The sequence below is a fragment of the Prosthecobacter fluviatilis genome (assembly GCF_042655725.1).
GTDB classification, from domain to species: Bacteria; Verrucomicrobiota; Verrucomicrobiia; order Verrucomicrobiales; family Verrucomicrobiaceae; genus Prosthecobacter; species Prosthecobacter fluviatilis.
This window is the reverse complement of the sequence record NZ_JBHSMQ010000003.1, coordinates 119,266-146,093: the sequence shown is the minus strand read 5'-3', so window position 1 is coordinate 146,093 and position 26,828 is coordinate 119,266. Positions and strand designations below refer to the sequence as shown.

The window sequence follows — 26,828 nt, the reverse complement described above, 5'->3', positions numbered from 1 at the left end:
GTGCCGGAGCTAATTTTTCAGAGCCTGGCTTTAGATCATCACCACGAAGGCTTCACCACCGAGGGCTTCATCCCCTTGGCCTGCACCTCATACCATCCCGGAAAGCCTCGCCATTTTGCGCACCCTTCTGCATCCGTCCGCAGAGTGACCTCCGTGTGCCATCTGCGTCCGATCCATTCTTCCAGCACCGCGCCACGCTGGCGTATGCTCCAGTCTTTGTTCCATGAGGCGGCTTCAGGTTTCCAGTGAGAGCCCTCCCAGAAACCCCACAGCAAGAAGCTGGTGTAGGCTGGGTGGCTGAACACCGAGATCAGAACATCCCGCGTGTAGTCTGCTGCCAGTTCTTCATCTTCCGTGGTCACGATGTCGTATTCCGTGATCGATTGATGCGGCACCACCCTGGCAAACTGGTCCGTCACTTCGAGCAGATGCTCCGGAGACGGCAGGTAGCTTTCGTGAAAGTGGGCCTGATTGCCCAGGCCGGCCACGGTCAGCCCCGCATCATTCAGCGCTTTAATGTAGGACAGGGTTTCATCGTGTTGCGGGCCTGGGCGGAATACCTGGTCTTCATTGACGAAGAAAGGCACTTTGGTCATCGGGCGTGCCAGCGTGAAGATCTCGCGGTCCAGATGCTCCAGGCCCGGGCGTTTGTTCAGCATGTCTGCACCGTTCCATGCGATGGGGTGATTGATCACATCCCACTCGGTGACGCGGTCTTTCACAAAGTCCAGCCGCTCCTTCACACTGGTGAGCGTGCGTTCACGGATGACGGCACTGTCCTTGATGTCCTGCAGATTGAACGGCGTGGCCACCTGCATGAGGTAATGCCCGCGTACGGAGATGTGATGCTCCGAAAGCCAGTCAAAGGCCCGGTTCAGCTCCTCGTTCCTCTGTGCTTTCCTCTTCTCGTCAAAATCCGGCGACCAGTTCCCATCCTTCAAATCATTCTCAAACACCACAATGCTGAAAAGCCGGTCAATGATTTCGCGATAACGCCGGTCGTCTTCGCTTTCCCCGCTCAAATGCTTTGCCGTCACGGCTGAGCCAAAACCAAAGGCATGACGGCGCAGGCTGAGCTTGACCTCGGTGCCCGCCATCGGCCTTCCGGCTTCATCCCTCATGATCAGCGAGAGATTCGATTTTCGGTGCTGTTCGATCCTCTCCAGAGCGGCCTTGCGCCAGGGCGCATCCGGTTCGCGGCCCGCATACGAGCGCTTGGCCAGCCGTGCCTTGGGGAAATCACGGGCATCCGTCTTTGCAGGGTATCTCAGCACCCGGATGCTTTCGACTTCGAGGCTTTGTTTCTTTTGCCCGCACAGCAGCACGACCGCCGCCTTTCCTTCCGGGACATCTGCGTCTGCGGTGAAGAGCACAGGCTGCTCCGTCCATTCACGGAAAATGGAGACGCCTGTAGTGCTGCCAAAGGAGGTGTAAGGTTCGGCTTTCAGCTGCAGTTTGGCCAGAACCTCTCCGGCTTCTGACTCACCCACAAGTCTTGCTTTGATGATCGCCAGCACATGCTCGCCTTTTGCGATCTCGCCTGTGATGGGGGCTGTAAACTGCGCCGAATAGGCCTTCGCGGGGTCCGGATTGGTGATGGTGATGCGCTGGACGGCTTTGAGATTCTCGGCTTTGCCGGCAGATGAAGAGGCATAGACCGCCAGGGGCGCCTCCCCACGGACATCATCACCTCCGGCAGGCACCTGCAGCGCCCGCAGGCCGCAGAGTGGGATGAGTGAAAAAACAGTCGGCAGTATCAGGCATCTCATGTGGGGCCGCATTTACCACCGCTGCACTTGAATTCAAGCCGTGCGGCTTACGGCGTCATGGCAATACGAAAGCCCACCGAGTGGTAGCCGCCGTTGCGGTTGCGTCCCTCCCCCGTGCACAGGCTCTGACCGCTGCGGCCGGTGGAGTACCAGCTCCCGCCCCGGACATCATTCACCTCTTTGCCTCGCTCGGCTCCATTCGTGGCCACGATGACGCTGCTGGTCCATTCATAGACGTTCCCCGCCATGTCGTAGCAGCCATAGGCGCTCCTGCCACTCTCATAAGTGCCTACCGCTGTCGTGAAGCCGCCGTTCTCCACGAGGTCACGGTAGATCTGCGTGTTGACGAACCCCGTGTTCGTGTTGTGGTCGATCCAGCCGTTCACGCCGCCGTCGCTGGTGATGCTGAAGACCTGGCCGTTGCCAGTCATGATGTCCTCCACCCGCCCCTGCTTGCCCGCTTCCTGGGATTTCTCCACATACCAGGTCACCGTCTTGACCTCTTTGTCCAGCATGTAGGCCGCGCAGACGGCATTGTAGTTGAAATGAGTTTGCAGCCTGCCGTTGCTGAACCGGCTGTCCTTGTCATTGCCCCATGGGTAAAGAAATGCCTTCGGCCCCCGCGCTGCCTTCTCCCATTCTTCGGCTGTTGGCACCCGGATCTTCCTGCCTGTCTCCTTGCTGATCCACGCGCAGTAAGCCTCCGCGTCCACCAGCGAGACAAAGAGCACGGGATGCGCCGCTTTTCCTTCAGGATGCATACCGCCTTTCCAGTGACGCGGCGTGCCACGGTGGCCGGTGGCCTCAAGGAAGGCCTTGTATTCTGCGTTCGTCACTTCAAACCGTGCGATGGCATATCCGGGAAGCTCACGCATCTCGCCTTGGCCAAAAGTGAAGCTGCCTGCGGGCACATACACCATGCCTTCGGGAATCTGGATCGTCTTGTCACCCTCTTTCACCACGGCAGTGGTTGTATCAGTGGGCGGCATGATCGGCATTCCATTGCCGGCTTTCGCAATCGGATCTGCTGCCCAAGCGCTCACTCCTGCAAGGATAAGATGGGCAATCGCATGGAGGCTGTGGCGGGTGCGGAGGTTCATGGGAGTCTGCACCCGATGAACCGCGCACTTCCGCAGCAGTTGCTCTTGTCGGAAAAAATATCCAGGGCGGATAGCTCGCCTGACTTTATTTGCGGGGAGTGATGCTGCCCTCTTTGCCTTCCGGCCAGTCGGCGCCTTCGTTGATCCACTGGCGGATCAGGTTCACCTCATCCTTGGGAATGCGGTGCCCGGTGGCTGGCATGGCTTTCTTGTCTTTAGGCGGCAGTGTCAGCACGAGATACAGCATGCTCTTCTCCGCGCTCTTCGGCACGATCACCGGCCCTGCCTTGCGCTTTTCAAAGGCGAGCGCCCGCTTCTGCAGATTCAGCTCGCCCAGCAGCGTCTCGGAGTTGTGGCATTCCACACAGCGATCCGCGAGGATGGGTTTGATATGCTTGACGAAATCCACCGGAGGATCTCCGGCGGCAGGGATCAGGGTGGCGAAGAAGACGCAGGCGGCCAGAGCGGAGATAGGTTTCATATTTCTGTTTGAGCATCCTAAATACGCGCGTGGACGTCAATCCTTCCGTTGGGACACACTGTGCGCATCTTGTCTCCTTCCCGGTTGCTCCCCTGCCTGCGCTCCTGCATCATGCCACATGAGCATCGAACAAATCACCGCCCGCATCTGTGCGTTTCGCGACGCCCGGGACTGGATGCAGTTTCACAGTCCCAAGGAGCTCGCCATTGCCATCACCGCTGAGGCGGGCGAACTGCTGCAGCACTTCGTCTGGCAGCAGCCGGATCAGATCGCGCAGCGGGTGCGGGAAAAAATGCCGGAGCTGAAGGATGAAATGGCCGATGTGGGCATCCTCCTCTTTGAACTCGCGCACAATCTCGGTGTGGATCTCGGTCAGGCGATGCTCGACAAGATTGAGCGCAACGAAACACGCTATCCCGTCGCAAAGGCACGCGGATCGAACGCCAAATACAACGAGCTGTGAGCGACGCCGAAGTTCCAACACCGCATCGTCGTCGTCCGCGTTATTCCGGCAAAAACCCGCGCCGCTTTGAAGACAAGTACAAGGAGCTCAATCCTCAGCGCTATGCCGAAACCATCGCGAAGGTGCGTGCGTCCGGAAAAACGCCTGCGGGGCAGCATGTCCCCATCTTGCTTGAAGAGATCATGCAAATCCTCTCTCCGCAGCCAGGCGACCGCGCCGTGGACTGCACTTTGGGGTTCGGTGGCCACGCGGGCGCATTGCTCAAAGCCGTGCAACCCGGCGGCACTTTGCTCGCGCTTGATCAAGACCCCATCGAGATCGTCCGCGCCGAGGCACGTTTGCGTTCAGCTGGCTGCGAAGATTCTGCCCTGGTCGTCAGGCGCATGAATTTCGCCGGGCTCTCCCGCGCGTTGGCAGAGGTCGGCTGGAGCGACGGCGCAGATGTGCTTCTCGCAGATCTGGGCTGCTCATCAATGCAGTTCGACAATCCCGCACGTGGCTTCAGCTTCAAACACGAAGGCCCGCTCGACATGCGCATGAATCCCCAGCGCGGCGTGTCTGCACGTGAGCTGCTGCACGGGATCAGCCCGGAAAAGCTCACCGTCATTCTCACGGAAAACGCCGACGAACCGCACGCCAAAGTCATCGCCCAGGCGCTCGCCGAAACAGATCATGCCACCACGCGCTCTCTTGCCGAGGCCGTGCGCCGTGTGCTCCCGCATCGCCTGGGGGAAGAAGATCGCGATGCTGCCGTCCGCCGCGTCTTCCAGGCCCTGCGCATTGCCGTGAATGAGGAGTTCACGGCGCTCGACACCTTTTTGCGCCAGCTGCCCGCCTGCCTCAGGCCCGGTGCACGTGTGGCCATCCTCACCTTCCACTCCGGCGAAGACCGCCGCGTGAAGCTTCTGTTCCGCGAAGGCCTCCGCAGCGGTCTCTTCAGCGCCACCAATGACGAAGTCATCCGCCCGACATCACAGGAGAGCCGCAGCAATCCCCGCGCCGCGCCGGCAAAGCTGAGGTGGGCCGTGAAGGCATGAAATGACCGGCGTTCGTTGCGCGAACGGGGGGCTTGCTGTCGTATGTGTGACACCATGTTCCCAGTTGTTCGCTACACCCTTTTCTCGCTCCTCTGTTTTTCCGGGGCCTCTTACGCAGCGCTTCAGGAAACATGGGAGACCGGTTATGCCAATGAGGATGTCACCGGAGCCCAGGTGCTGGGGTGTTGGAAGTTTGATCGCGAGTCCGCAGATGTCACGCTGCATGGGGCCGTTTTAAGCCCGGACGGCAGGTTCGGCGGTGCTTTGGAGTCTTTCCCCGGCTTCCCGGTCGAGGACAAACGGCATGCGGCGGTGACCACGGTCAAGCCCGTCAGTGGTGCCTTTACTCTCGAGATGTGGATCAAACCCAAGGCCTCATTCGAGCCAAAGCTGCGCTGTTTCCTGCTCGACAAAAAATACGTCGGCCACACGGACTACCAGTGGCAGATCGGCGATGCTGATAAAGGCGGCCTGCGGCGCATGTGGGTTTCACTTGGCTTCGGCGCGGAGTCAAAGACGATCTACTCCCTGCCCTTCAAGCTGGAGCCTGATGCGTGGCAGCATGTGGCATTCACCTATGACGGAGCAGGGGAGGGGCGCTTTTACCGCAACGGTATCGCGGCCGGCGGTGCCACGATGGCCGGATATGGCGCCGTGACTCCCGGCACCAAGCCGCTCAGCATCGGAGACCGGCTGGGCAGCAATTATGGCGGATTTCCCGGTTTGATCGACGAGGTGCGCATTTGCAACGGCGTGCTCAGCTTCGAACGTGTTTCGATGCAAATCGTGTCAGACCGCCATGTATGGCGTCGCATGGAAACGGCGAAACCTCTGGAAATTGTCTGCACCAATCTGCAGCGTGAGGCGCTGAAAGCAGCAAAGCTCAGAGTCAGCCTCGGTGGCAGGACGGAGGATTTCATCGTGCCAGATCTCGCGGCCGGAAAAAGCTTCACCGCCAGGTACGCCTTCAACACTGCCCTCAAGGCGGACGAGTATGAACTGCGGGCACGTTTTGAAACCGGCGCATATGCCACAGAGCAGTCCACCTCGCTCAGGCTGGTGCCGCGCACGCCTCAGCGCATGCCCGTGATCATGTGGGGTGCGGGAGGCGATGAGCTGGCCCGCCTGAAAGATCTCGGCTTCACACATTTCATCGGCCTCGGGGCTGACTATGGTGAAATGTGGCACCAGAAAAAGATTGTGCCTCCGGCCAAGCCGGAGGTGATCTCGAAGAACCGTGCCATGCTTGACCAGGCGCTTGCCAGCGGCCTTGAAGTCATCGCCAGCCTGTCCCCTGGCTCCACATTGGAAAAGGAGGATAAAAACCTCCGCGTGGGCCGCGATGGCAAACCCTACGCACGTCAGGACATCTGCGCCTCGTTGCCAGACTTCTCCTCCTTCTTCCAGGTGGTGGGCATGAGCATGGCCAAGGCCTATGGCGACCATCCTGCCTTCACCACCGCGCTGATTGACACCGAAGTCCGCGACAGCACCCAGGTGAGCTTTAATGCCGTGGATGTGGAGGCCTACAAAAAATTTGCCGGTACAGACATCCCGGCCGAGGTGACGGCCAAGTGGGGCGTGGACTGGACCAAGATGAAGGACTTTCCGGCAGACCGGGTCATCGCAGATGATCATCCCATCCTAAAATACCTGCGTTGGTTCTGGACGGTTGGGGATGGCTGGAACGGCCTTCACACCTCGTTGCACAAAGGTGTGAAGAGCAGCCGTGTCTGGACCTTTTTTGATCCCGCCGTGCGGCAGCCCAGCATCAGCGGGGCAGGTGGGGGCGTGGATGTGATCTCCCACTGGACCTACACCTACCCTGATCCGCAAAAGATTGGCATGTGCGCCGATCAGCTTTTTGCCATGAGCGCAGCCACGGGCAGAAATCAGCGGGTGATGAAAATGACACAGCTGATCTGGTATCGCTCACAGACAGCTCCCATCAGCAGCAAGCCCCCCGGAGAGGTTGTGGCATGGCAGGATCATGATCCTGATGCGGCCTACATCACCATCGCTCCCATGCATTTGAAGGAGGCGCTTTGGACCAAGATCTCACGGCCCGTTCAGGGCATCATGTACCACGGCTGGCAGTCTCTGGTACCCACAGACAGTCCGGGCGGGTATCGCTTCACAAACCCAAACACCGCACCGGTGCTCAAACAGCTGCTGCACGATGTCATCGAGCCTCTGGGGCCGGCGCTCATGGCCGTTCCAGATGAGCGCAGTGAAGTCGCTTTCCTCGAAAGCTTCACCTCGCAGATGTTTGCGCATCGTGGCGGCTATGGCAGCAACACAGACTGGGCCGCAGATGTTTGGCTGGCCCTGCAGCATGCGCATGTGCAGACAGACATTCTCTATGAGGAAACCTTGCTCAAAAACGGACTGAGCGGCCGCAAGGTTCTGGTGATGCCTTTCTGCGATGTGCTCACAAAATCTCTGGTGGCACGCATTCAGGACTGGCAGAAGAAGGGCGGCAAAATTGTGGCCGATGAGTTCCTCTGCCCCGCGCTCAAGGCCGACTTTGTGCTGCCAAGCTTCAAGCGCCAGAAAAAAGCTGCCGAAGACAAGGCCAAAGTTCTCGACATGGCGCGGGCCGTGGGCGGCTTCGCGCTGCCGCAAAAAGCCACATGCGACAACCCTGAGATCATCGTCCGCACACGAAAATTTGGCGATGCCACCTACCTGTTTGTTGTCAATGACAGACGCGAATACGGCAGCTACGTCGGGCAACATGGTCTCGTGATGGAAAACGGGCTGCCCTCCAGCGGCACGGTGGGTTTGAAAGCCGAATCGGCGAACGTGTATGAGCTCACAGGCACGCAGTTCATCGTGCCAAAGCGCGGTGCCGATGGCTTGATGAGCTGGCCGGTCGACCTTGGGCCCTGTGATGGCCGCATCTTCATGGTGCTTCCAAAGCCCCTGCTTGGCATGAAGCTTGATGTTCCTGAGAAAGCCGTGGCGGGAAACAGCGCAAAGATCGCCCTCAGCATCACCACCACCCAGGACGCACCGACAAAGGCGGTGATCCCAGTCCGCGTGGACATCCGGGATGCGACTGGAAAATCCGCCGAAGGCAGCGGGTATTACGCCGCAGAAAACGGTATCATTGACATCAGCCTGAACCTCGCGCCAAATGAAGATCCTGGCTCCTGGGAGATCCGCGTGAAAGAGCTGGCCAGCGGCATGGAGGCCCGGAAGTGGATGTACGTCACTTCTCCCCAATGAACATCCGGCAGGATGGTGCGCGGAGAGGGATTCGAACCCCCGACCAACTCGGTGTAAACGAGCCGCTCTACCACTGAGCTATCCACGCGTTTGCGGAGCGCATGTATGCAGCCATTGCCGCATTGCGCAAGCAGGCTGTTGCTCTCCAGTGTGATTTGCTGACGGCACGGGATGACTCCCGTCGTTCTCACACGTTGGCGCGCAGCCAGTCAAAGCTGCGCTCAGCCTCGCCTTTTTGGTAGGCGATTTCGGCGTCTTTCTTGCCGGGGCCCTCGTGCGCTTTGAAGCTGTCGATCTTCCTGCCCCGTTTGGCCATGTCGAGCCAGGCCTTGAACATGGGGGTGTCTCGGTGGTTCGGGAAGATGTTCCAGAACTCGTCCTTCTTCCATGCAAACGGACGGGCGAAACCGGAGATGGTCTCCACCTGCAGCGGCACGCCGGGGGCCAGCTCGGCAAATCGCTTGGCGTATGCCTTGTAGTCCACCAGTCCCTCACCGATGGCGGTCCACTGCACCATCGCGCCGTTTTCATCTTCCCACAGCATGCTGTCGCGCACACTGCTGCAGATCGTGAGCGGGCCGAGGACTTCGAGATGCATCATCGGTTCCTCCAGCGCCCACACGGCGTTGCCGGGATCAATGTTCGCACCCACGTAGCCTTTGCCCGCAGCCTCGATGAGCGCCTTCAGTTCGTGGGACTGCATGTCTCCCGCGTGATTTTCGACGGCAATCTTGATGCCTTCGCCTTCGGCTTTGGACTGGCAGGCCTTGATGGTATTGACCAGTGATTCGATGTGCTTCTGGATGCCACCATCGCCGCTGCGGTCTTTCTGATCACCGAGGTAGCAGCGTGCGACGGGGGAGCCAAGCGCCTTGGCAATGCGAATGGTCAGCTCCAGGTGCTCCTCCGCCGTTCCGTAAGTGTCCTTCCACCGGTTGGAAGTTTTGCAGACGCAGCCGGTGCCCACATACAGTTTCAGCCCAGCACGGTCGGCCTGCTCCTTGAGGCTTTTCAGGTAGGCCTCTTCGAAATTTTCAAACACATGCAGTTCCGAGATGAACATGGTGTCGAGCTTCAATGAAGCGGCGTAGTCGATGAACTGTGCCGCTTTCCATCCGGTCGCCCTCACCGCAAAGTGATCCAGGCCCAGGGCGAGTTTGGCACCTGTGGCAGCCTGGGAAAACGAAGCGGCTGCGGTGGCGGCGAGAGATTGCGTGAGGAAGTTACGGCGGTTCATGCCGCGCATGCTAGCGGAGCCGCTTGGTCTGTCGATAGTGAATCACCAAAGCGCTGAATCAGCGGATGATCAGCTTGACCGCCCCCTGCCCCTGGCGGTCGTCAGCAGAGGAGACCAGGATCTGCGCCAGGTGATGGCCGCTGCGCCATGGGGCACCATTGATCGGCTTTACCTGGAGCAGATACGCCCCGGTGCCTACATTGCGGAATGAAGTGATGTTGTTGCTGAAAGGTGCCTGCTGGCCGGGCACTTCAAAGTACTCCATCAGCGTAAAGTGGTCTTTGGTCAGGTCCGTGACAGGCCAGCCGCTGCTGCTGACGAGCACCAGGATGTTCGCAGGATGCGTGTTGCCGTTCGCAGCCGCTCCAGCAGACGCCTGGGCGGCAATGGTGAGTGCCGTGGCACCACCCGCCCCCGTTTTCATCACCACCTTCGTTGCTGCGGCGGTGGCTGGGGCGGTCGGTTTGGGATCAGGCGCTTCAAAGACAGGCTTCAAAACAGGCGCAGGCTCGGCTTTTTTCGCAGGGGCCACAGGCTTTGCTGCTGCCTTGGGTTTCACGGCACCCGCCTTCTTGTTGTTGGCGGCTGTGGCTTTCTTCACCGGTGCAGGTTTCTTTTTGGCCATGGCCGACTTTTGAGAGGCAGCGGGCTTTTTCGCAGAAGCCTTCTTGGGAGCTGATTTTTTAGCCATGGTGTCAAATGGTGCAGAATTGTTTCAATTTCCGCGAGGCTAGCAATACTCCCTCCCTCCTGTCGAGATTCCTCTTGGGATGGAGGCGCAAATATTAAGATGTCGAAAAAAGTAATGGCCGACTCTAGGCATGCCCAGCCGCTGCCAGTAGATGAATGGTGAGCTTTAGAGGAATAGAAGCGGGGTGTGTTCTAGCAGCGGTTTACCGCAGATCCGGTTTGAGGGTATCTCTAAAACCTCTGGTTGATCGAATGAACAGTATTCAAGTAATTCTATATGAGGGTGAAAATTCTGAAAATAGACGATTGCCAAGAACAAGGTCTGTCGATTATAAGGACTGGTTAGAATTTTAGGTTTACGGCTTTTCTGTCATTTTCAAACATCCGACAGCTCTGCAATTCCGTTTCTTTGATGAACGCGCTCTCAACAATCGGTTTCCCATTGTCGCGACTCTCCCCTCGGCCAGTTCGGTGGGAGCTGTCGTTCGTGAGGAAATGGTTGGCTGGGATTTCTAGACTGATTGAATTTTCTCAAGTCGGCGGGTGGGCTTGGTTCGGTGCTACAGACGCCATGGACGATATGATGCCCTGGGGGCGCGGTACTTTGGTTACACGGCAGGGCGCAGGAGGGGGGATGGGTTCATCGGAGCCGCCACCACCTGAGGCCGCAGTGCGAAATCTGCCCTTCTACCATGCCCCCGTGCTGCTGGCCGAAGTCGTAGCCATGCTGGAACCTGCTCCAGGTAAGCTTTTTTTCGACGGTACACTGGGCGGTGGCGGACATACCGAAGCTTTGCTCCAGCATGGATCGCGGGTGGTGGCCATGGATCAGGACCTCAACGCCCTGAAACACGCCTCAGAGCGCCTGAAGCCCTTTGCCGCCCAGTTCTGTGCTCTGCGCGGTAACTTTCGCAACTTCCCTCAGATCGTTGAAGAAACCGGCGTGTCCGGCTTTGATGGCATGCTGGTGGACATCGGCGTATCGAGCCATCAGCTCGATGATGCCGCCCGTGGATTCTCTTTTATGCGAGACGGTCCCCTGGATCTGCGCATGGACACTGAGTCCTCCCGCACCGCCGCAGACATCGTGAACACCGAAGATGAGGCGGAACTCGTCCGCATCTTTTTTGAGTACGGCGAAGAGAACAATGCACGTCGCATCGCACGGGCCATTCTCAAGGCCCGCACATCAGGCCCCATCCGCACCACTCTCCAGCTTGCAGACATCGTCGCATCCGCCTCGCCCAAGCGTGGCAAACGCCACCCCGCCACACTGGTGTTTCAGGCCCTGCGCATCGCCGTGAATGACGAACTCGCCGCTTTGCACGACTTCCTTGCGGCGGCTCCGCGCTGGCTCAAGCCCGGCGGCAGGCTTGCGGTCATCTCCTTCCACTCGCTGGAAGACCGCATTGTCAAACAGACGCTCCAGCACCTCTCGGCCCCCTTCATCGACCGCCCGGAATGGCCCGAAGCCCGCAAAAACCCGGACTGTGTCCTCAAACTGATCACGCGGAAGCCCATCCAGGCGACCCCGCAGGAAATCGAGCTGAACCCACGCGCACGCAGCGCGGTGCTGCGCGTCGCCGAACGCCTCCCTGCATGAAACCCCGCCCACGCAACCGCTACCGCAACAGCCTCGGCCTTTCCACGATCACGGCGATCCTGATCGTGGTGGCATCGCTCGCGCTGGTCGGCCTTGGCATCGTCGTGAGCAAAAACCGCGTGCGTGCACTGGGCGAGGAGCAGCGCAAGGTCGAAGCCGAAATGCGCCTGCTCAACGCTGAAATCCTGGCGCTGAACAACCGTATTGAAACGATGCTCACACGCGACCGCGTTCAGCCGCGCCTCACCAGCGCAGGCACGCTGCTGCGTCCCATCACGAAGCAAAGCATTCTTCTGCTCAAACCGCTGCCTGAACAGCCGGCGAAAGCCGCTGCACCCGCTGCGGACCCCTCTGTCGCTCAAATCACGTCCAAGGCCCCGTGAGTCAGCCCCTGCCCAATCAAATCCAGCTACGCCGGGATCGTCCGGTCTGCCGCCGCATGCTGCTGCTGCTGTTTGTGCTGCTGGCGGGCTTTTCACTCGTGACGTGGCGCCTCGCAGTCATTCAGATTAAGGAGTCGCCGCGCCTGACCCAGCTCGCAGCGCGCAAATACCAGCGGCATATCGTACTGCCAGCGCACCGCGGAGCCATCAAAGACCTGAGCGGGGAGTACCTCGCGCATGACGAAGACGTTCGCGAGCTCTACACCGACCGCACGCATCTGCGGGAGGTGGTCACCGTTCGCCACCACCTCGCCGCCATCCGGGGTGTGAAGGCGCTCGCTCTGCGCGAACAGCTGGATGATGCAGGCACCCTGGCCGCCTATCACGACCATGTGGCCAAGGTGCTGGCGGGCATTCTGCCCCAGTCCGAGCAGGAAATCCGCAGCCAGCTCGCCTCGGACAAACCCGAAATCGTTCTCGCCAAACAGGTGGATGAAGACACCGCCAAGCAGTGGAGCGAGCTTTTCAAGGACCGCCACATCTTTGGCATCTACATGCGTCCCACAGTGGCACGCCGTTTTCCGGCCCAGGACCGCCTCTCACTCGTTCTCGGCATCACAGACAGCAACAACAGAGGCCGCTGGGGGGTCGAAAAACTCATGGATGCCCGGCTCACGGGCATTCCCGGAGAGCAGCTGATCGAGCGCGACAAGTCCGGTCACGAACTCCCTTCATATCGCAGTCAAGTCATTGAGCCGCAGCATGGTAGCGACGCTCATCTGACCATCGATATGCAGCTGCAGGACAATGTCGAGGCCATTTGTGAGCGTGCCTGGAAGGCTAACAACGCCCGCCGGGCCGTCATCGTCGTCACCGAACCCTCCACCGGCACCATCCTTGCCATGGCAGCCCGTCCGCACCGCGATGCGAGCAACCCCGATGACAGCACCTGGACCAACTACGCCATCGCAGGCGCCTACGAGCCAGGCTCCATCTTCAAGGTCGTCACCCTGGCGGCGGCCCTGGACAACCGCAAAGTCACCCCCGGTGAGATGATCGACTGCGGCAACATGTATTACGAAGATCCGGTGCGCAAAGTGAAGCTCAGCGACGATGAGCCCCTCGGCATGCAGACTGTCAAGGGCGTGCTGGTCCACTCCAGCAACATTGGGATGTACAAAATCAGCAAACGTGTTGGACAGGACATGATGCTCGACTATGCCACAAGGTTTGGTTTTGGAGCTCCCACCGGAATCGGTCTCGTCGGCGAAGAAGCCGGCCGTTTCAATACCGGCAAATGGAGCAACACCACCTATTCACGCATGCCTATTGGATATGAAGTCAACGTCACCCCGCTGCAGATGTGCATGGCCTACGGAGCCATTGCCAACGGCGGTGTGCTCATGAAGCCCCGCCTTATCGACCGGATCGTCAAACCGAATGGCGAAACCGAAGTCATGCCGCCGCAGCCTGTCTGGCAGGTGTGCACGGCCAAAACCGCCGCCTCACTGCGCGATTTCCTCGAAGGCGTCGTCACGGAAGGCACCGGCAAGCGGGCCGCGCTGCCCGAAGTCCGGGTCGGAGGCAAAACCGGCACCACCCGCCGTTACGACCCGGAAAAGAAACGCTACATCGACGGCACTTACCTCACCTCTTTCATTGGCATGGCCCCTATCGACAACCCCAAGCTTGTCTGTCTCGTGATGCTGGACGACCCCAAAGCCGAAAGTTCTGCCATGGTCCGTGGGGGGCGCATCGCCGCCCCCATTTTCTCCGAAGTGGTTCGCGAGACACTCGACCACCTGGCCATTCGCAATGAGCGCCCTCTCAAAGTGGCGGTGAAAGGAGGCGTACAATGAAACTGCGTGACTTCATTCCCCATCTCGACAAGCCCGCTGTTTCCGGCAGCCTCGACACCGAGATCACAGGCTTTGCCTACGACTCCCGTCTCGTCGGCCCCGGCATCGCGTTCGTCGCCATTCGTGGCACGCATGCAGATGGGAATGCTTACATTGGCAAGGCGGTCGAACTCGGTGCTGCCGCAATCATTTCCGAGCAGGCCCCGGCAGAGGACTGCGCCGTGCCGTGGGTGCATGTGCGCCACTCCCGCATCGCGCTGGCCCAGGCTGCGGCAGCCCTTTACGGCCACCCGGCCAAGGCGCTGACCATTGCCGGCGTCACCGGCACCAACGGCAAGACCACCACCGCTTTCCTTCTCCACCATCTGTTCAATTCCGCCCAGATGCGCAGCGGCCTTCTGGGCACCATCTTTTACGATCTCGGTGGCGGCGAGCACGTCCCCGCCACGCACACCACGCCTGAATCCCTCGAAATCCAGGGCCTCCTGGCCAGCATGAGGGACAACGGCTGCCGTGCCTGTGCCATGGAGGTGTCCTCGCATGCGCTGGATCAGGATCGCGTCTTTGGCCTGCCTTTTGCCGCCGCCATCTTCACCAATCTCACCCAGGACCACCTCGACTACCACGGCACGATGGAGAAATACTTCGAGGCCAAGGTGCGCCTGTTCCAGATCACCGCCGACTCGTCTCCACGCTCCGCCCTCATCATCAACGGAGATGACGCCTGGGGGCGCAAGCTCGTGCAGCGTTTTGAGCACACCGGCCGCGTCGTCCGCTTTGGTTTCGGCGTTGGCTGTGAGTTCCGCGCCATCAACGTGCGCTACGACTTCACCGGTACCACGTTTGAGCTGGAGGCACGCGGGCGCAGCTTCCTCGTACGCCTGCCGCTCATTGGCGACTTCAACGTTTACAACGCCCTCGGCGCCCTCGCGGCGGCTCAGGCCGTCGGCTTGAACTTTCGGGAGGCCATCAGAAGCCTCCAGAACGCCCCCCAGGTGCCGGGACGCATGGAGCGCGTGTCCGAAAACTCCCGCTTCCAGGTCTTCGTCGACTACGCACACACGCCGGACGGTTTGGAAAACGCCCTGCGCACCGCGCGTGCGCTGCGTCCACGCCGCCTCATCACCGTCTTTGGCTGCGGGGGGGACCGGGATCGCTCCAAGCGTCCGAAGATGGCTGCCGCAGCAGAGGCCGGCAGTGACATCTGCGTCCTCACCTCCGACAATCCTCGCACCGAAGATCCCCAGCAGATTTTGAATGATGCCAAGGCTGGTTTTGCCCGCCCGCAAAAGCAGGCCATCATCGCGGACCGTCGCGAGGCCATCCTGACCGCTCTCCAAAACGCCCGGGAGGGCGATCTCGTCCTCATCGCTGGCAAGGGACATGAGGACTATCAGGACATTCAGGGCAAAAAGCATCCTTTCGATGACCGCAAAATCGCCCGTGCCATCCTCCATCAGCTCAAGGCTGAACGCGCGGCTGAGCGCGAAGAAAAAGCTGCTGAACGCGAAGCCATGCGCGGCGGGTTTGACCGCCCCCCTGACCGACCAGATCGACCTGACCGATTCAACCGATGATTCCCGTCTCACTCCAGACTCTTGCCCGATTCGCCGCAGGCACCCTGCGCGGCGATGGCACGCGCCTGGTGACTGACGTGAACACAGATTCGCGCAAAATCACCGCCGGGGAGGTGTTCGTGGCGCTGGTGGGGGACAAATTCGACGCCCATGATTTCATCCCCCAGGTGGCTGCGGCGGGGGCTGCTGCCGTCGTTGTCAGCAAAATCAATCCTGCCTGGGGTGCTCTTCCCTGTGCTGTCATCGAGGTGGGGGACACCCTTCTCGCGCTGCAGAGCATGGCGCGCGGTTATCGTGAGCACCACGCCCCGCTCATCATCGGCCTGACGGGCAGCAACGGCAAAACTTCCACCAAAGACCTCACGGCAGTCATCATGGCACGCAAGTGCCAGACGCGCGCCACTCTGGGAAATCTGAACAACCACATCGGCCTGCCGCTGACGCTGCTCTCCCTGCGTGAAGGAGATCAGTGCTGCGTCACCGAAATGGGCATGAACCATCCGGGAGAGATCAAAGTGCTCACCGACATCGCCAGGCCAGACGCCGGCATCATTACCAATGTCGGCATGGCTCACATCGAATACATGGGCACCCAGGATGCAATTGCCTGGGAGAAGGGCACGTTGGCGGCAAACGTGCGCCCCGGTGGCGTGGTCGTGCTCAATGCCAATGACAAATACACTCCGCTCATCGCCCGCCACTGCCAGGCCAGTGTGTCGACGGCGGGTGTCGGCTGCGGTGACGTGGCTGCCTCCGGTCTCCGCGCAGATGCCACGGGCACCACATTCACCCTCGACTTTGCCGGCGAAAAAGTCGAAACACGCCTGCCCATTCTCGGAGAGCACATGGTCGGCAATGCCGCGCTGGCCGCCTGCATGGGCTGGAGGCAGGGCATTGCGCCGGCAGACATCGCCGATGCGCTGAACCAGGCCAGGCTCACCGGAGGCCGCGTGGAGCCCAAGGTGCTTCGCGGCATCCATTTCATTGATGACTCCTACAATGCGAACCCGGACAGCATGATCGCCGGCTTGCGCACCCTCAGCACCCTGGGCGTGTCCGGCTGCCGCCGCGTGGCAGTGCTCGGTCGCATGGGCGAGCTGGGCCCGATCGCTGAAACCGAACATCGCCGGGTGGGCGAGTTTGCCGGAGCGCTCAAGCTCGACGCAGTCTTCAGCGTTGGCGGCAGCGAAGCCGCATGGATCACGGAAGCCTCGAAGGCCGTGCCCTCCGAACATTTCCCCGATCATGCCTCCTGTGCCGCACGGCTCCGCGAATGGCTGCGCGCGGGAGACGTGGTCCTGCTCAAAGGCAGCCGCTCCGCGCGCATGGAACAAGTTCTCACGCATTTTTCCGCTTCATGATGTACTGGCTTTACGAACTCAGGGAATGGCTCACCGCTCATCAATGGATCAGCGATGACGCAGCTCTGTACAAGATTCTCAACCTCTTCAAGTACCACACCTTCCGCGCCGGTGGCGCCGCAGTCACAGCCTTTGCGTTTTCGCTCATGTATGGCGACCGCCTCATCCGCAAGCTGATCTCCCTGAAAATCGGCCAGCCGATCCGCACCGCCGAGGAAGTCCACAAGCTTCATGAGCTCCATGGCAAGAAGGCCGGCACCCCCACCATGGGCGGCATTCTCATCCTTTCGGCCATCGTTCTCTCCACTCTGCTCTGGGCGAAGTGGGACAACATCATGGTGTGGACGGTGCTTTTCACCACCATCGGCCTCGGCGCCCTGGGCTTCCGTGACGATTACCTGAAAATCAGCAAAAAGAACTCCAAGGGCGTCAGCGCCCGCACCAAGCTCATCTGGCAGACATCGGTGGCCATCGTGGCGGGCCTGCTTTTTGCCTATGCTGTGCCAGGGGACAACGGCATCACTCTCCGTGCCCTCTACATTCCATTTGTGAAGGACGCGGTCATCTCTGACATGCAGTTTTTTGCCGTCGCTTTGTTCGCGCTGATCATTGTCGGTGCTTCGAATGCGGTGAATCTCACCGACGGTCTGGACGGCCTCGCCACAGGCTGCTCCATCACCACCTCGCTGGCCTATGCCGCATTTGGCTACGTCTGCGGCAACGCGAAATACTCCGAATACCTCGGTGTCGCCCACAACAGCCTGGCCAACGAGCTGCCCATCGTTGCCATGGCCATGGCTGGTGCCTGCCTCGGCTTTCTCTGGTTCAATGCACACCCTGCCAAGATGTTCATGGGAGACACCGGCTCTCTCGCTCTCGGCGGCTGCATCGCTGCGCTGGCCATCGGCTGCAAGCAGGAGATCGTGCTCGCTCTCGTCGGCGGTGTCTTTGTCATGGAGGCCATGAGCGTCATTCTGCAGGTCTGGAGCTTCAAAAAGCGTGGCAAGCGCATCTTCCGCATGGCTCCGATCCACCACCACTTTGAGCTCGGCGGCTGGCACGAAAACCAGGTCATTGTCCGCTTCTGGGTGCTCTCCCTGTTCTTTGCCATGCTCGGTCTCGCCACTCTCAAGCTCCGCTAAATCCTCATGCGCTTCGCCTCACAGCATTTCGCCATTCTCGGCGCCGGTCGCAGCGGCCTCGGTGCCGCGCGTCTGGCGCGCCTGCATGGCGCGGAGGTGACCATCTTTGATGAGGGGGACAAGGCGAAGCCCGTCGAGGATTTCCGCTGCGTGCTCGGCCAGCCTGCGCGCGACTTGGTCGTCAGGCCCGGCGAGTTTCAGCAGGTCATCATCAGCCCCGGGTTGGATGAACACTGGCCGCTGCCAAAAAAATTCACCGATGCCGGCGTTCCCCTGGTCGGTGAGACCGAGTTCGCTTTCCATCTGACAGACATGCCGCTGGCAGCCATCACAGGCACGAACGGCAAAAGCACCTGCACGGAGCTCATCGCCACTCTCTTCAACGGCTGCGGCATGAAATCACTTCCTTGCGGCAATCACGGCATGTCCTTGAGTGAAGTCGTCGCCAGCGGCGTACGTTATGATGTGCTCGCGCTTGAGATCAGCAGCTTCCAGCTCGAAACCATTCGCGACTTTCGTGCGCGGGCAAGTCTTTGGCTTAACTTTGCGCCGGACCATCTGGACCGCTACCCGGACATGGCGTCCTACTTTGCCGCTAAGGCACGTGTTTTTGAAAACGTCACGGCTGAGGATGTGGCCATCGTGCGTGCAGGGGAGAGCGTGTCCTCTGGGGCGGCGCAGCGCCGGACCTTCTCCGCCTACGGAGCAGAGGCAGACTTCACCTACGGCGACGGCAAATTTTACCATCACGGTGCCGAAATCGGCAGCGCTGGCGGGCTCAAGCTGCGTGGCAGGCACAACATGGAAAACGTCCTCGCCGCACTGATGACCGGGCAGGTCTTCGGTCTGCAGTTCTCCAGCATGCTGAAAGCCATGGAGAGCTACGACCCTCCAAGGCACCGCTGTGAGCTGGTGCGCACCCTCCGGGACCGCGAATACATCAATGACTCAAAGGCCACCAACCTGCACGCGCTCGAGGCCTGCCTCCGCTCCCAGGAGCGCCCCATCGTGCTGATCGCCGGTGGCAAGGACAAGGAGCTCGATTACACCCCCCTGCGTTCCGGGCTCAACGGCCAGGTCCGTGCCATGGTGTTCATCGGAGAGATCGCTTCCCAGCTTCAGCAGACCTTCGGTGATCTGCTGCCATGCCAGTGCGCCTCAGACATGGCAGATGCCGTGCTTCGGGCCACCGAAGTTTCGCAGGCTGGAGATGCCATCATCCTCAGCCCCGGCACCTCCTCTTTCGACATGTTCACAGGTTACGCCCAGCGCGGCGATGTTTTCCGCGATGCTGTGAACGCGCTCCATTGAATTTTTAGACTCCAGATTCCGACAATTTCACCCCAGGTCCTATGAAGATGAAATCCAAGACCAAAGAAACCAAGCTGCTGCTCAACCTCATGGATGGTGAACGGCATCGCCACCGTGTCGCGCTCGTCACGGAGGAAGGTGAGTGGAACCAGCATGAGCCAAACTCAGGCATGGCGCGCATGTTTGTCGTCATGCTGCTGATCCATGTCGTCCTCATTGGCGGCATCATCATCTATGATTTCATGGGGGACGACGAAAAACCGCAGCAGACAGTCACCCAGGCCGCACGTGCTCTGAGCACCGGCAATGGGCTGCCGGTGACTTCACCCGAAGTCATTACCGCCCAGGCACGGGCGGCGGCGGACACCGAGCAGTTTGACAACTATGAGATGCGCTCCGGGGACTCCATCAAGTCCATCGCTGCCAAATTTGGCTCCACCGAGGCGGAGATCACCCGTCTCAATATGATCGACAAAGGTCTGCAGATCGGTCCGGGGACCATGCTGCGTGTGCCCAAGCAGGCCGTTCCGAGCGCCATTCCCGTAAACCCCAAAACGTTGAAGCCCATGGCCGTCACAGAAGACGCGCCCAAGGCCCTGCCTGTGGTCAGAGACCAGCCACCGGCCACCAAGGTTCCCAGTGAGGCTGTGAAACCCTCCGAAGCACCGGCCAGCCTGTCTGCCGCCACCATGGAGCCCATCTCCCTCGTGGCCTTGAACGAAGCCCCTCCCGCAACAACTTCGCTGGTCGCTGCGGCAGACACACCGGCCACCGTTTCCGCGCCGCCTGTCAGCGCCGCGCTCCCGCCTCCTTCCAAGCCCAATGTCGTTTCACTGCTGCAGGAAAACGCACCGCCGGTGGAGTCGGGCAAGCCTGAGGCCGTCCGCCCCCGGGACAGGGATGAGCCGAAGCCCGTGGCCAAGGCAGAAGCCAGGCCGCTCGTGAGGCCGACTCCCGTGCCCCCCCCAACCCAGATGCTCAAGAAGATTGCGGAGGCACCTCCGGCGGCGAAAAAGGAAAAGGCGGAGCCTGCCAAAAAAGTGGCGGCGGACTCCCCGCCCAAAACCGTGCCCAAGGCATCAGCCGCACGCACGCACACGCTCAAGTCCGGCGAGACGCTCTATCGCCTCTCCACGAAGTATGGCGTCTCGGTTGCAGCCATTCAGAAGGCGAACAACATCAAAAACCCCAACGCCATGCGCGATGGGATGAAGCTGGTGATCCCGGCAAAGTAAACGCCCGTTTCCGGCGGACATGGCCAAATATTCCATCCTCCTCTTCATCCTTGCTGCGCTCTCACTGGTCGCGCTGGGCATCACCATGCTTGCGAGTACGACGTTTCAGGTCGCGCATGAAGGTGGGGAGGATTATGTGACCCTGTGGCGCCAGCTTGGCTGGCTGGCGGCCGCAACCGTGGTATGCGTCATCATGGCCGTCGTGGACTACAACGTCTGGATGCGCTGGCGCTGGCACATCTTGGTCGCCGCCGCCGTGCTGCTGGCCCTCTGCTACGTTCCCATGATCGGGGTCAAAATCAACGGTTCCAGGCGCTGGATCGGTCTGCAGGCCTTGGGCGTGGGCGGAGTGCGTGTGCAGCCGTCCGAATTTGCCAAGATCGCCCTCATCATCGCTCTGGCAGGCTGGTTTGGCACCCATCAGGCTCTGACTCGCACTTTCCTGCGTGGTTTTGTCCTGCCGGGCCTCATCCTCCTGGGCATCGTCGCCCTCATCGGCTGCGAATTTGACCTCGGCAGCGCTCTCCTCGCTTCGACGGTCGGTCTGGGGGTCATGTTTGTGGCGGGTACCAAAATGCGCTACCTGGCCATCATCGTCGTCCTTTGCGGGGGCGGTCTCGCTGCGGGCATCAAGTTCCTGCCAAACCGCTTTGAGCGCGTCATGGTCACCTTCGATCTCGAAAACCACAAGGAAGACCTCGGTTTGCAGCAGTGGGTTTCCAAGCTGGCCTTTGGCTCCGGTGGGCTGGAAGGGCGTGGCCTCGGGGAAGGGCGCATGAAGCTTTCCTACCTGCCTGAAGCCCACACCGACTTCATTTTCCCCATGGTTGGGGAGGAACTGGGGCTGCGCGGCACTGCCGCAGTCGTCCTGGCCTTTGCCGTGCTGGTGATGGCGGGAATGGTCGTTTCGGCCTATGCGCCAAACCGGTTTGGCAAACTTTTGGGGGCCGGACTGACTTTTTTGCTGGGAATGGAAGCGCTCTTGAACATGGGCGTGACTACTGCTTTGCTGCCAAACAAGGGATTGCCACTGCCCTTCGTAAGTTACGGAGGGTCCAGTCTCGTCGCCGCGATGGTCGCGGTTGGCATCCTGATCAACATCCACCGCCAGGGCGTCCATCTGACCTGGGATCAGCTTCCCGTGATCCGCAGAAAGCGCCGCTGGACCCCACAGCTTTAGCCTTTTGAAATTGAGTGAAACAGAAAAATTCGAAGTCCATCCACGCGCTTATTGCGTGCGGTGGCACCGGGGGGCATTTGTTCCCTGGCATTGCCGTCGGTGAGGTTCTCGCCTCCCGTGGTCACGACGTAACTCTCCTGATCAGCGAAAAGAAGATCGACACTCTGGCCGCCTCCGGGCACCCGGATCTGCGGTTCGAAAAGATGCCTTTTCTCGCCATGCCGAAACCCTGGTCGCCCAAAATGTTTGGCTTCCTCAAAGGTCTCTGGCAAGGCACCAAGGCCTGCCGCAAGATCATCGCCGATCACGATGTGGATGTGGTGCTCGGCATGGGGGGGTTCACCTCTTTTGCACCGTTGTACGCCGGGCGCAAAGAGGGCTGCCACACGCTGATTCACGAAAGCAACGCCATCCCCGGCAAGGCGAACCGCCTCAACGCACGCTACAGCGACATCGTTCTTTGCGGCCTCGACGCCTGCAAGGATCACTTCCCCAAGCATGGGGACGTCCGCGTCGTCGGCACCCCTGTCCGCAGCAGCATGCGCAAGCAAAACACCGATGACCCGCATGCTTTCTTCAAGCTCGACAAGGACAAGCGCACCCTCCTCGTCATGGGCGGCAGCCAGGGCGCGCGCGGTGTGAACCGCGCCGTCGGCATGGCTCTGGAGCAGTTTGAAAAAATGGGCATCCAGGTCCTCCACATTGCCGGCCCCACCGACTACGAGGAGGTCCGCAACGTTTACGCCAAGATCCCCATGCTCAAGCAACATGTGGCCGCCTTCTGCCACCGCATGGATCTCGCCTATCGTGTGGCGGATCTCGCCATCGCACGCTCAGGGGCCTCCTCCATGTCAGAGCTCGCCTACTTCGGCGTGCCCAGCCTGCTGGTACCCTATCCTCACGCCGCAGAGGATCATCAGACCCGCAACGCTGAAATCTTCGACAAGGCGGGTGCTGCCATGCTCATGCCTGAGAGCGATCTGAACGCCGACACCTTGGCCGATGCCGTGCGCAGCGTCTTCAACGACCCGCGCAAAGCCGGCGAAATGAAAAAGGCGGCCCAGAAGCTCGCGGTGAAGAATTCAGCCGAAAAAATCGCGGATCTGCTGGTCAAGGTCGCGGCCAGTTAAAAGGCTGCCGATTTTGCCAAATCCTGCGCCATCAGCGCCCCGGCTATGATCCCTGTTTGAAACACGGGGCGGAATCGTTATGTATCCACCCCTTCCAAACCCCAACCCGACCCCTTTATGAATCTCACACGAACAGCCTATGGCACCTGGAGCGGCGGACGCTTCATGCACTACGGAGAACAGCTCTCCGAGGAGCATTACATGCAGCTTATGCGCGATTCGTTTGAAAAAGGCGTGCGCACCTTTGTCACGGCGGATGTTTACGGCGTCGGCCGTGCGGACGCCCTGCTCGGCGAGGCGCTCAAAGGCATCCCGCGTGAAGAATACTGCCTCGTCGGCATCGTCGGTCACGACATTTACGAAGGCATCCGCCAAGGTTCCCGTGGCTACCCGCGTTTCACCGACCCCTCCCTGCGCGGTCCGGAAAAGTACTACGACTACCTCAAGATGGCCACCGAGAAGAGCCTGGAGCGCTGCCAGTCCTCCAAGTTTGATCTTCTCATGCTTCACAACCCGGACAGCATCAGCTACACCAGCGAAAAAGTCTGGGATGCCTTCACCGCCCTCAAAACCGACGGCCTCACCGACCGCCTCGGCATCGCCCCCGGACCCGCCAACGGCTTCACCCTCGACATGATCGAGTGCTTCGAGCGCTTCGGCGACCGCATGGACTGGGCCATGATCATTCTGAACCCCTTCGAGCCCTGGCCCGGCCAGCACGTCCTCGGTGCTGCCGCCAAAAACAACGTCGACATCCTCGCCCGCGTGGTCGACTACGGCGGCTTGTTCCATGACGACGTGAAGCCCGGCCACAAGTTCCGTGACGGCGACCATCGCACCCATCGCCCCGGCGGCTGGATCGAGCACGGCGTCGAAAAGCTCGAAAAAGTCCGCCCCATTGCCGAAAAACACGGCCTCTCCATGCTCCAGCTCGCCTGCCTCTGGACCCTCGGCAACACCGCCGTCAAGAGCGTCGTCCCCACCCTCATCCAGGAGCACGGCGAAGGCGCGCGCACCATCGAGAGCAAGCTTGACGATCTCGCCGCCCTGCCCGCGCAATGCCTGTCCTCTGAGGAGATCGAGACCATCCGCCAGATTGGTGACAACACCGGTTGCATGGCCCTCAAAGGCGCCAGCCACCGCCACGAAGGCCAGGAGCCGCGTGCCGATGAATGGCCCATGCGTCCCGACCTGCTCGACCTCGCCACACGCTGGAGTTTGGGCACCAGCTGGTAGTACATTTGCAAGTTGCCGGTTCCGCGACGAAAGAGTCACCCAAATTCATGATTGAGGCAGACTTTATCATCGTCGGGACCGGAGCGGCTGGGTTGGTGGCTGCGCTGCATGCCTCCGAGCATGGCAGGGTGGTCATGATCACCAAGCGTGGCGCACTCGACTCCAACTCAAACTGGGCGCAGGGCGGCATCGCCTGCGTCACGGCTGAAAACGACTCCATCGAAAAACACGTCAGCGACACCCTCGTCGCCGGGGCTGGTTTGTGCAAAGAGGCCGCTGTGCGCACCATCGTCAGCGAAGGCCCCGCCCGCATTGCCGATCTGGTGAAATGGGGCGTGCACTTTGACCAGCGCGAGGCCGTGGACGGCCACCTCGAGTTCGATCTCACCCGCGAGGGCGGCCATACGGCCCGTCGTGTGCTCCATGCGGCAGACGCCACCGGGCGCGAGATCACGGAAAAGCTCCTCGCCACGGTCCGTGCCCATCCCAGCATCACGATCTACGAAAACCATTACGCCATCGATATTCTCACCACGGCAAAGCTGGGGCTGGTCTCCGAAGACCGGGTGCTCGGTTTGTACGTGCTCGATGAAAGCAGCGGCGACGTCCACACCTTCCGCTCAGACCGCGTCATTCTCGCCACCGGCGGCTGCGGCCGTGTTTATCTGTACACCACCAATCCACTTGTTGCCACGGGGGATGGGGTTGCGATGGCCTGGCGCGCAGGTGCCACCATATCGGACATGGAGTTCATCCAGTTCCACCCGACCTGCCTCTATCATCCGCAAAAACGCTCCTTCCTCATCAGCGAGGCCATGCGCGGTGAAGGTGCCCGCCTCATTGGCAAGGACGGTCAGGAGTTCATGCACCGCTACGATCCGCGCGGCTCACTCGCGCCCCGCGACATCGTCGCCCGCGCCATCGACCACGAAATCAAAAAGACCGGCGGCCCCTGCGTCTATCTCGACATCAGCCACCGTTCTCCGGAGTTCATCGCCAGTCACTTCCCGAACATTCAGAAGGCCTGCCTTGATGTCGGCATCGACATCACCAAAGAGCCTATCCCTGTCGTGCCTGCCGCTCATTATCAGTGCGGTGGCGTGCTCACCGACGTGAACGGCGCCACCAGCATCCGGGGCCTCTGCGCCGTCGGTGAGGTGGGGTGCACCGGACTTCATGGCGCCAACCGCCTGGCCAGCAACTCACTCCTTGAGTGCTGCGTCACCGCTCAGCGCGCCGTGGCACACCTCATCAAAAAGATCCCGCAGGGAAAAGTCGCCGAGCAGAGCTACGAACTGCGCCCCTGGCAGACCAGCGGTGTCGTGGAAAATGACGAACTCGTTGTCATCTACCACAACTGGGACGAAATCCGCCGTCTCATGTGGGACTACGTCTCCATCGTCCGCACCAACAAGCGTCTGCAGCGTGCGGCTGCCAGACTTCGTAACCTCAAGCGTGAGGTGCAGGAGTTCTACTGGAACAATCACGTCACCAGCGAAATCCTCGAGCTCCGCAACCTCGTCGAAACCGCCTCCCTCATCGTCGAATGTGCCATCCGTCGCCACGAAAGCCGCGGGCTGCATTACACGCTCGACTACCCAAATACGGACGACACACGCCTGCCTCAGGATTCCACCTTGCGTCGTTATTGAATTGATTGTCAATCTTGTAAAGTTGGCCTCTGCATCGCAAGGACCGGCATATTGAACAGCAATGCAGCTTCCTTTGTCCATGCATTTGCGCAGTTATCCCAACCGACCGCTGCGTCTTGCGTGGCGAATTACAGATTGCAGTTTGCCATGGTAAGCTGCTACAATTCTGCGAAATCGGCCCCCATGTCAGTCCACCGTTCCATTCGTTCATTCGTCGTCGTCGCGTCACTCGTGACTTCCGTCTCTGCGTTTGGCCAGGGCGCTTCGTCGGTTTCTGCCACGGGAGCCGTGGCCGCTCTAAAGAAAGGCGCTGTGGCACCGCCTGCACAAAGCAAGCCCGCCGACGCTTCCAGGCCGCAGTCGTCTCCGCCCCGCAGCATTTCCGCCGCCCTGCCGACTTTCAGCTCTTCCTCGATGCCGCACCTTGGCTACGCCCGCTATCCTTGGAAGCTGGACATCGTCGCCACGGTCTTCTGGGTCGGCGAGCAGCCGACGGAAAACAACCCCACTCCCAACGACAAAAGTTCCTGGGACACGCAGTGGATGCAGAACTTCGGCGGCTACGACGATCCCGACCCCAACAAGCGCAGCGACAACTACACCCCCATCGGTTTCACGCCCAAGCAGAACCCTTTCTACGTGGCCCTGCCTTACAATGACGTGATCGATTTCGACTCTCACAAACCCGAGGCTTCCAGGGTCATCCCCTGGTTCAAGCAGCGCTTCGTTCGCTCAGGCAAAACGGTGCTCAAAGGCCAGTGGATCGCCATCCGCTACGGCAATCGTGTCTGCTACGCCCAGTGGGAGGACTGCGGCCCCTTTGTGACAGACGACCACGAATACGTCTTCGGCAACGCCCGCCCCAAGAACACCAGCAATCGCGGCGCAGGGCTCGACATCTCACCCGCCGTTCGCGACTACCTCGGCATTTCCAGCAGCGGCCGCTGCGACTGGCGTTTTGTGGATGTCAGCGAAGTCCCCGCCGGGCCTTGGCGTACCCTCGGTAGCAACAACCACTTCGTCACCCAGCAGAAGGCTGAAAAAGCACGCGAGCAGACGGAGATCTCATCACGTCTCGAAGAGCTCCGTCGCATGCGCGACGCCTACTTCCAGCAGAACGGCACCGGCGCGCTCCGTTGATTCAACGCCAG

At 60.4% G+C, this 26,828-nt stretch carries 21 protein-coding genes and 1 tRNA gene; 16 read left to right on the top strand and 6 right to left on the bottom strand.

Annotated elements, in window-relative coordinates; all coding sequences use genetic code 11:
• Window positions 1-38 precede the first annotated feature (38 nt).
• From ACFQDI_RS09425 to ACFQDI_RS09415, 3 genes are all read right to left on the bottom strand, one after another.
• Window positions 39-1,769: an endo-1,4-beta-xylanase gene (locus ACFQDI_RS09425; protein WP_377165800.1), complete on the bottom strand. Its 1,731-nt coding sequence runs from the start codon at window positions 1,767-1,769 to the stop codon at window positions 39-41.
• A gap of 47 nt (window positions 1,770-1,816) precedes the next feature.
• On the bottom strand, window positions 1,817-2,758 hold the full coding sequence (locus ACFQDI_RS09420; RefSeq protein WP_377165798.1) for a formylglycine-generating enzyme family protein: 942 nt from the start codon (window positions 2,756-2,758) through the stop codon (window positions 1,817-1,819).
• Between the two features lie 196 nt (window positions 2,759-2,954).
• Complete coding sequence (locus ACFQDI_RS09415; RefSeq protein ID WP_377165796.1) at window positions 2,955-3,350, bottom strand: c-type cytochrome domain-containing protein; 396 nt, start codon at window positions 3,348-3,350, stop codon at window positions 2,955-2,957.
• A gap of 118 nt (window positions 3,351-3,468) precedes the next feature.
• On the opposite strand from ACFQDI_RS09415, the gene ACFQDI_RS09410 reads away from it, so the two are divergent.
• Genes ACFQDI_RS09410 through ACFQDI_RS09400 form a run of 3 tightly spaced genes read left to right on the top strand, consistent with a single transcriptional unit; the run spans window position 3,469 to window position 8,081 of the window.
• The gene (locus ACFQDI_RS09410) at window positions 3,469-3,813 is read left to right on the top strand and encodes a nucleotide pyrophosphohydrolase (protein ID WP_377165794.1); all 345 of its coding nucleotides are present in this window, start codon (window positions 3,469-3,471) and stop codon (window positions 3,811-3,813) included.
• Window positions 3,810-4,850, top strand: coding sequence for a 16S rRNA (cytosine(1402)-N(4))-methyltransferase RsmH (gene rsmH / locus ACFQDI_RS09405; protein WP_377165792.1), 1,041 nt, complete (start codon window positions 3,810-3,812; stop codon window positions 4,848-4,850). Before ACFQDI_RS09410 ends, rsmH (ACFQDI_RS09405) begins: the two co-directional genes overlap by 4 nt.
• A 54-nt stretch (window positions 4,851-4,904) precedes the next feature.
• Entirely contained in the window at window positions 4,905-8,081 is a 3,177-nt protein-coding gene (locus tag ACFQDI_RS09400) for a LamG domain-containing protein (RefSeq protein ID WP_377165790.1), read from the top strand.
• Window positions 8,082-8,094: 13 nt separating this feature from the next.
• On the opposite strand, the gene ACFQDI_RS09395 is transcribed toward ACFQDI_RS09400, so the two are convergent.
• From ACFQDI_RS09395 to ACFQDI_RS09385, 3 genes are all read right to left on the bottom strand, one after another.
• Window positions 8,095-8,169, bottom strand: a tRNA-Val gene (locus ACFQDI_RS09395).
• A 99-nt stretch (window positions 8,170-8,268) separates the two neighbouring features.
• Window positions 8,269-9,318, bottom strand: a complete 1,050-nt coding sequence (locus tag ACFQDI_RS09390) for a sugar phosphate isomerase/epimerase family protein (protein WP_377165788.1) — start codon at window positions 9,316-9,318, stop codon at window positions 8,269-8,271.
• A gap of 58 nt (window positions 9,319-9,376) precedes the next feature.
• Window positions 9,377-10,009 (bottom strand): hypothetical protein, encoded by a 633-nt coding sequence (locus tag ACFQDI_RS09385; protein ID WP_377165786.1) that lies wholly within the window; start codon window positions 10,007-10,009, stop codon window positions 9,377-9,379.
• Between the two features lie 669 nt (window positions 10,010-10,678).
• On the opposite strand from ACFQDI_RS09385, the gene rsmH (ACFQDI_RS09380) reads away from it, so the two are divergent.
• The 13 genes from rsmH (ACFQDI_RS09380) (at window position 10,679) to ACFQDI_RS09320 (ending at window position 26,817) form a co-directional block, all read left to right on the top strand.
• Entirely contained in the window at window positions 10,679-11,611 is a 933-nt protein-coding gene (rsmH, locus tag ACFQDI_RS09380) for a 16S rRNA (cytosine(1402)-N(4))-methyltransferase RsmH (protein ID WP_377165784.1), read from the top strand.
• Complete coding sequence (locus tag ACFQDI_RS09375) at window positions 11,608-11,994, top strand: hypothetical protein (RefSeq protein WP_377165782.1); 387 nt, start codon at window positions 11,608-11,610, stop codon at window positions 11,992-11,994. The genes rsmH (ACFQDI_RS09380) and ACFQDI_RS09375 overlap by 4 nt, the downstream gene beginning before the upstream one ends.
• A complete protein-coding gene (locus ACFQDI_RS09370) occupies window positions 11,991-13,853 on the top strand; it encodes a peptidoglycan D,D-transpeptidase FtsI family protein (protein ID WP_377165780.1) in 1,863 nt (620 codons plus the stop codon). The genes ACFQDI_RS09375 and ACFQDI_RS09370 overlap by 4 nt, the downstream gene beginning before the upstream one ends.
• On the top strand, window positions 13,850-15,430 hold the full coding sequence (locus ACFQDI_RS09365) for a UDP-N-acetylmuramoyl-L-alanyl-D-glutamate--2,6-diaminopimelate ligase (protein WP_377165778.1): 1,581 nt from the start codon (window positions 13,850-13,852) through the stop codon (window positions 15,428-15,430). Before ACFQDI_RS09370 ends, ACFQDI_RS09365 begins: the two co-directional genes overlap by 4 nt.
• Complete coding sequence (locus tag ACFQDI_RS09360) at window positions 15,427-16,791, top strand: UDP-N-acetylmuramoyl-tripeptide--D-alanyl-D-alanine ligase (RefSeq protein ID WP_377165776.1); 1,365 nt, start codon at window positions 15,427-15,429, stop codon at window positions 16,789-16,791. The genes ACFQDI_RS09365 and ACFQDI_RS09360 overlap by 4 nt, the downstream gene beginning before the upstream one ends.
• The gene (gene mraY / locus ACFQDI_RS09355) at window positions 16,788-17,933 is read left to right on the top strand and encodes a phospho-N-acetylmuramoyl-pentapeptide-transferase (protein WP_377165774.1); all 1,146 of its coding nucleotides are present in this window, start codon (window positions 16,788-16,790) and stop codon (window positions 17,931-17,933) included. Before ACFQDI_RS09360 ends, mraY begins: the two co-directional genes overlap by 4 nt.
• A 6-nt stretch (window positions 17,934-17,939) precedes the next feature.
• Window positions 17,940-19,244: a UDP-N-acetylmuramoyl-L-alanine--D-glutamate ligase gene (murD, locus tag ACFQDI_RS09350; RefSeq protein WP_377165772.1), complete on the top strand. Its 1,305-nt coding sequence runs from the start codon at window positions 17,940-17,942 to the stop codon at window positions 19,242-19,244.
• A gap of 47 nt (window positions 19,245-19,291) precedes the next feature.
• Complete coding sequence (locus tag ACFQDI_RS09345; protein ID WP_377165770.1) at window positions 19,292-20,479, top strand: LysM peptidoglycan-binding domain-containing protein; 1,188 nt, start codon at window positions 19,292-19,294, stop codon at window positions 20,477-20,479.
• A gap of 19 nt (window positions 20,480-20,498) precedes the next feature.
• Window positions 20,499-21,659: an FtsW/RodA/SpoVE family cell cycle protein gene (locus tag ACFQDI_RS09340; RefSeq protein WP_377165768.1), complete on the top strand. Its 1,161-nt coding sequence runs from the start codon at window positions 20,499-20,501 to the stop codon at window positions 21,657-21,659.
• A 14-nt stretch (window positions 21,660-21,673) separates the two neighbouring features.
• Window positions 21,674-22,789 carry an undecaprenyldiphospho-muramoylpentapeptide beta-N-acetylglucosaminyltransferase gene (murG, locus tag ACFQDI_RS09335; protein WP_377165766.1) on the top strand — a complete coding sequence of 372 codons (1,116 nt, stop codon included), beginning with the start codon at window positions 21,674-21,676 and terminating at the stop codon, window positions 22,787-22,789.
• A gap of 117 nt (window positions 22,790-22,906) precedes the next feature.
• On the top strand, window positions 22,907-24,025 hold the full coding sequence (locus ACFQDI_RS09330; RefSeq protein ID WP_377165764.1) for an aldo/keto reductase: 1,119 nt from the start codon (window positions 22,907-22,909) through the stop codon (window positions 24,023-24,025).
• A 47-nt stretch (window positions 24,026-24,072) separates the two neighbouring features.
• Complete coding sequence (gene nadB, locus ACFQDI_RS09325) at window positions 24,073-25,677, top strand: L-aspartate oxidase (protein ID WP_377165762.1); 1,605 nt, start codon at window positions 24,073-24,075, stop codon at window positions 25,675-25,677.
• A gap of 183 nt (window positions 25,678-25,860) precedes the next feature.
• Window positions 25,861-26,817 (top strand): hypothetical protein, encoded by a 957-nt coding sequence (locus ACFQDI_RS09320; RefSeq protein WP_377165760.1) that lies wholly within the window; start codon window positions 25,861-25,863, stop codon window positions 26,815-26,817.
• Window positions 26,818-26,828: the final 11 nt, after the last annotated feature.

Excerpts from the sequence above, each read along its gene's own strand:
- nadB (WP_377165762.1), top strand. The coding sequence starts at position 24,073 with ATGATTGAGGCAGACTTTATCATCGTCGGGACCGGAGCGGCTGGGTTG.
- ACFQDI_RS09375 (WP_377165782.1), top strand. The coding sequence starts at position 11,608 with ATGAAACCCCGCCCACGCAACCGCTACCGCAACAGCCTCGGCCTTTCC.
- ACFQDI_RS09420 (WP_377165798.1), bottom strand. The coding sequence starts at position 2,758 with ATGCCGCCCACTGATACAACCACTGCCGTGGTGAAAGAGGGTGACAAG.
- mraY (WP_377165774.1), top strand. The coding sequence starts at position 16,788 with ATGATGTACTGGCTTTACGAACTCAGGGAATGGCTCACCGCTCATCAA.
- ACFQDI_RS09390 (WP_377165788.1), bottom strand. The coding sequence starts at position 9,318 with ATGAACCGCCGTAACTTCCTCACGCAATCTCTCGCCGCCACCGCAGCC.
- ACFQDI_RS09425 (WP_377165800.1), bottom strand. The coding sequence starts at position 1,769 with ATGAGATGCCTGATACTGCCGACTGTTTTTTCACTCATCCCACTCTGC.
- ACFQDI_RS09360 (WP_377165776.1), top strand. The coding sequence starts at position 15,427 with ATGATTCCCGTCTCACTCCAGACTCTTGCCCGATTCGCCGCAGGCACC.
- ACFQDI_RS09340 (WP_377165768.1), top strand. The coding sequence starts at position 20,499 with ATGGCCAAATATTCCATCCTCCTCTTCATCCTTGCTGCGCTCTCACTG.
- ACFQDI_RS09365 (WP_377165778.1), top strand. The coding sequence starts at position 13,850 with ATGAAACTGCGTGACTTCATTCCCCATCTCGACAAGCCCGCTGTTTCC.
- ACFQDI_RS09320 (WP_377165760.1), top strand. The coding sequence starts at position 25,861 with ATGTCAGTCCACCGTTCCATTCGTTCATTCGTCGTCGTCGCGTCACTC.
- ACFQDI_RS09345 (WP_377165770.1), top strand. The coding sequence starts at position 19,292 with ATGAAATCCAAGACCAAAGAAACCAAGCTGCTGCTCAACCTCATGGAT.
- murD (WP_377165772.1), top strand. The coding sequence starts at position 17,940 with ATGCGCTTCGCCTCACAGCATTTCGCCATTCTCGGCGCCGGTCGCAGC.
- ACFQDI_RS09415 (WP_377165796.1), bottom strand. The coding sequence starts at position 3,350 with ATGAAACCTATCTCCGCTCTGGCCGCCTGCGTCTTCTTCGCCACCCTG.
- ACFQDI_RS09385 (WP_377165786.1), bottom strand. The coding sequence starts at position 10,009 with ATGGCTAAAAAATCAGCTCCCAAGAAGGCTTCTGCGAAAAAGCCCGCT.
- ACFQDI_RS09400 (WP_377165790.1), top strand. The coding sequence starts at position 4,905 with ATGTTCCCAGTTGTTCGCTACACCCTTTTCTCGCTCCTCTGTTTTTCC.
- ACFQDI_RS09330 (WP_377165764.1), top strand. The coding sequence starts at position 22,907 with ATGAATCTCACACGAACAGCCTATGGCACCTGGAGCGGCGGACGCTTC.
- ACFQDI_RS09410 (WP_377165794.1), top strand. The coding sequence starts at position 3,469 with ATGAGCATCGAACAAATCACCGCCCGCATCTGTGCGTTTCGCGACGCC.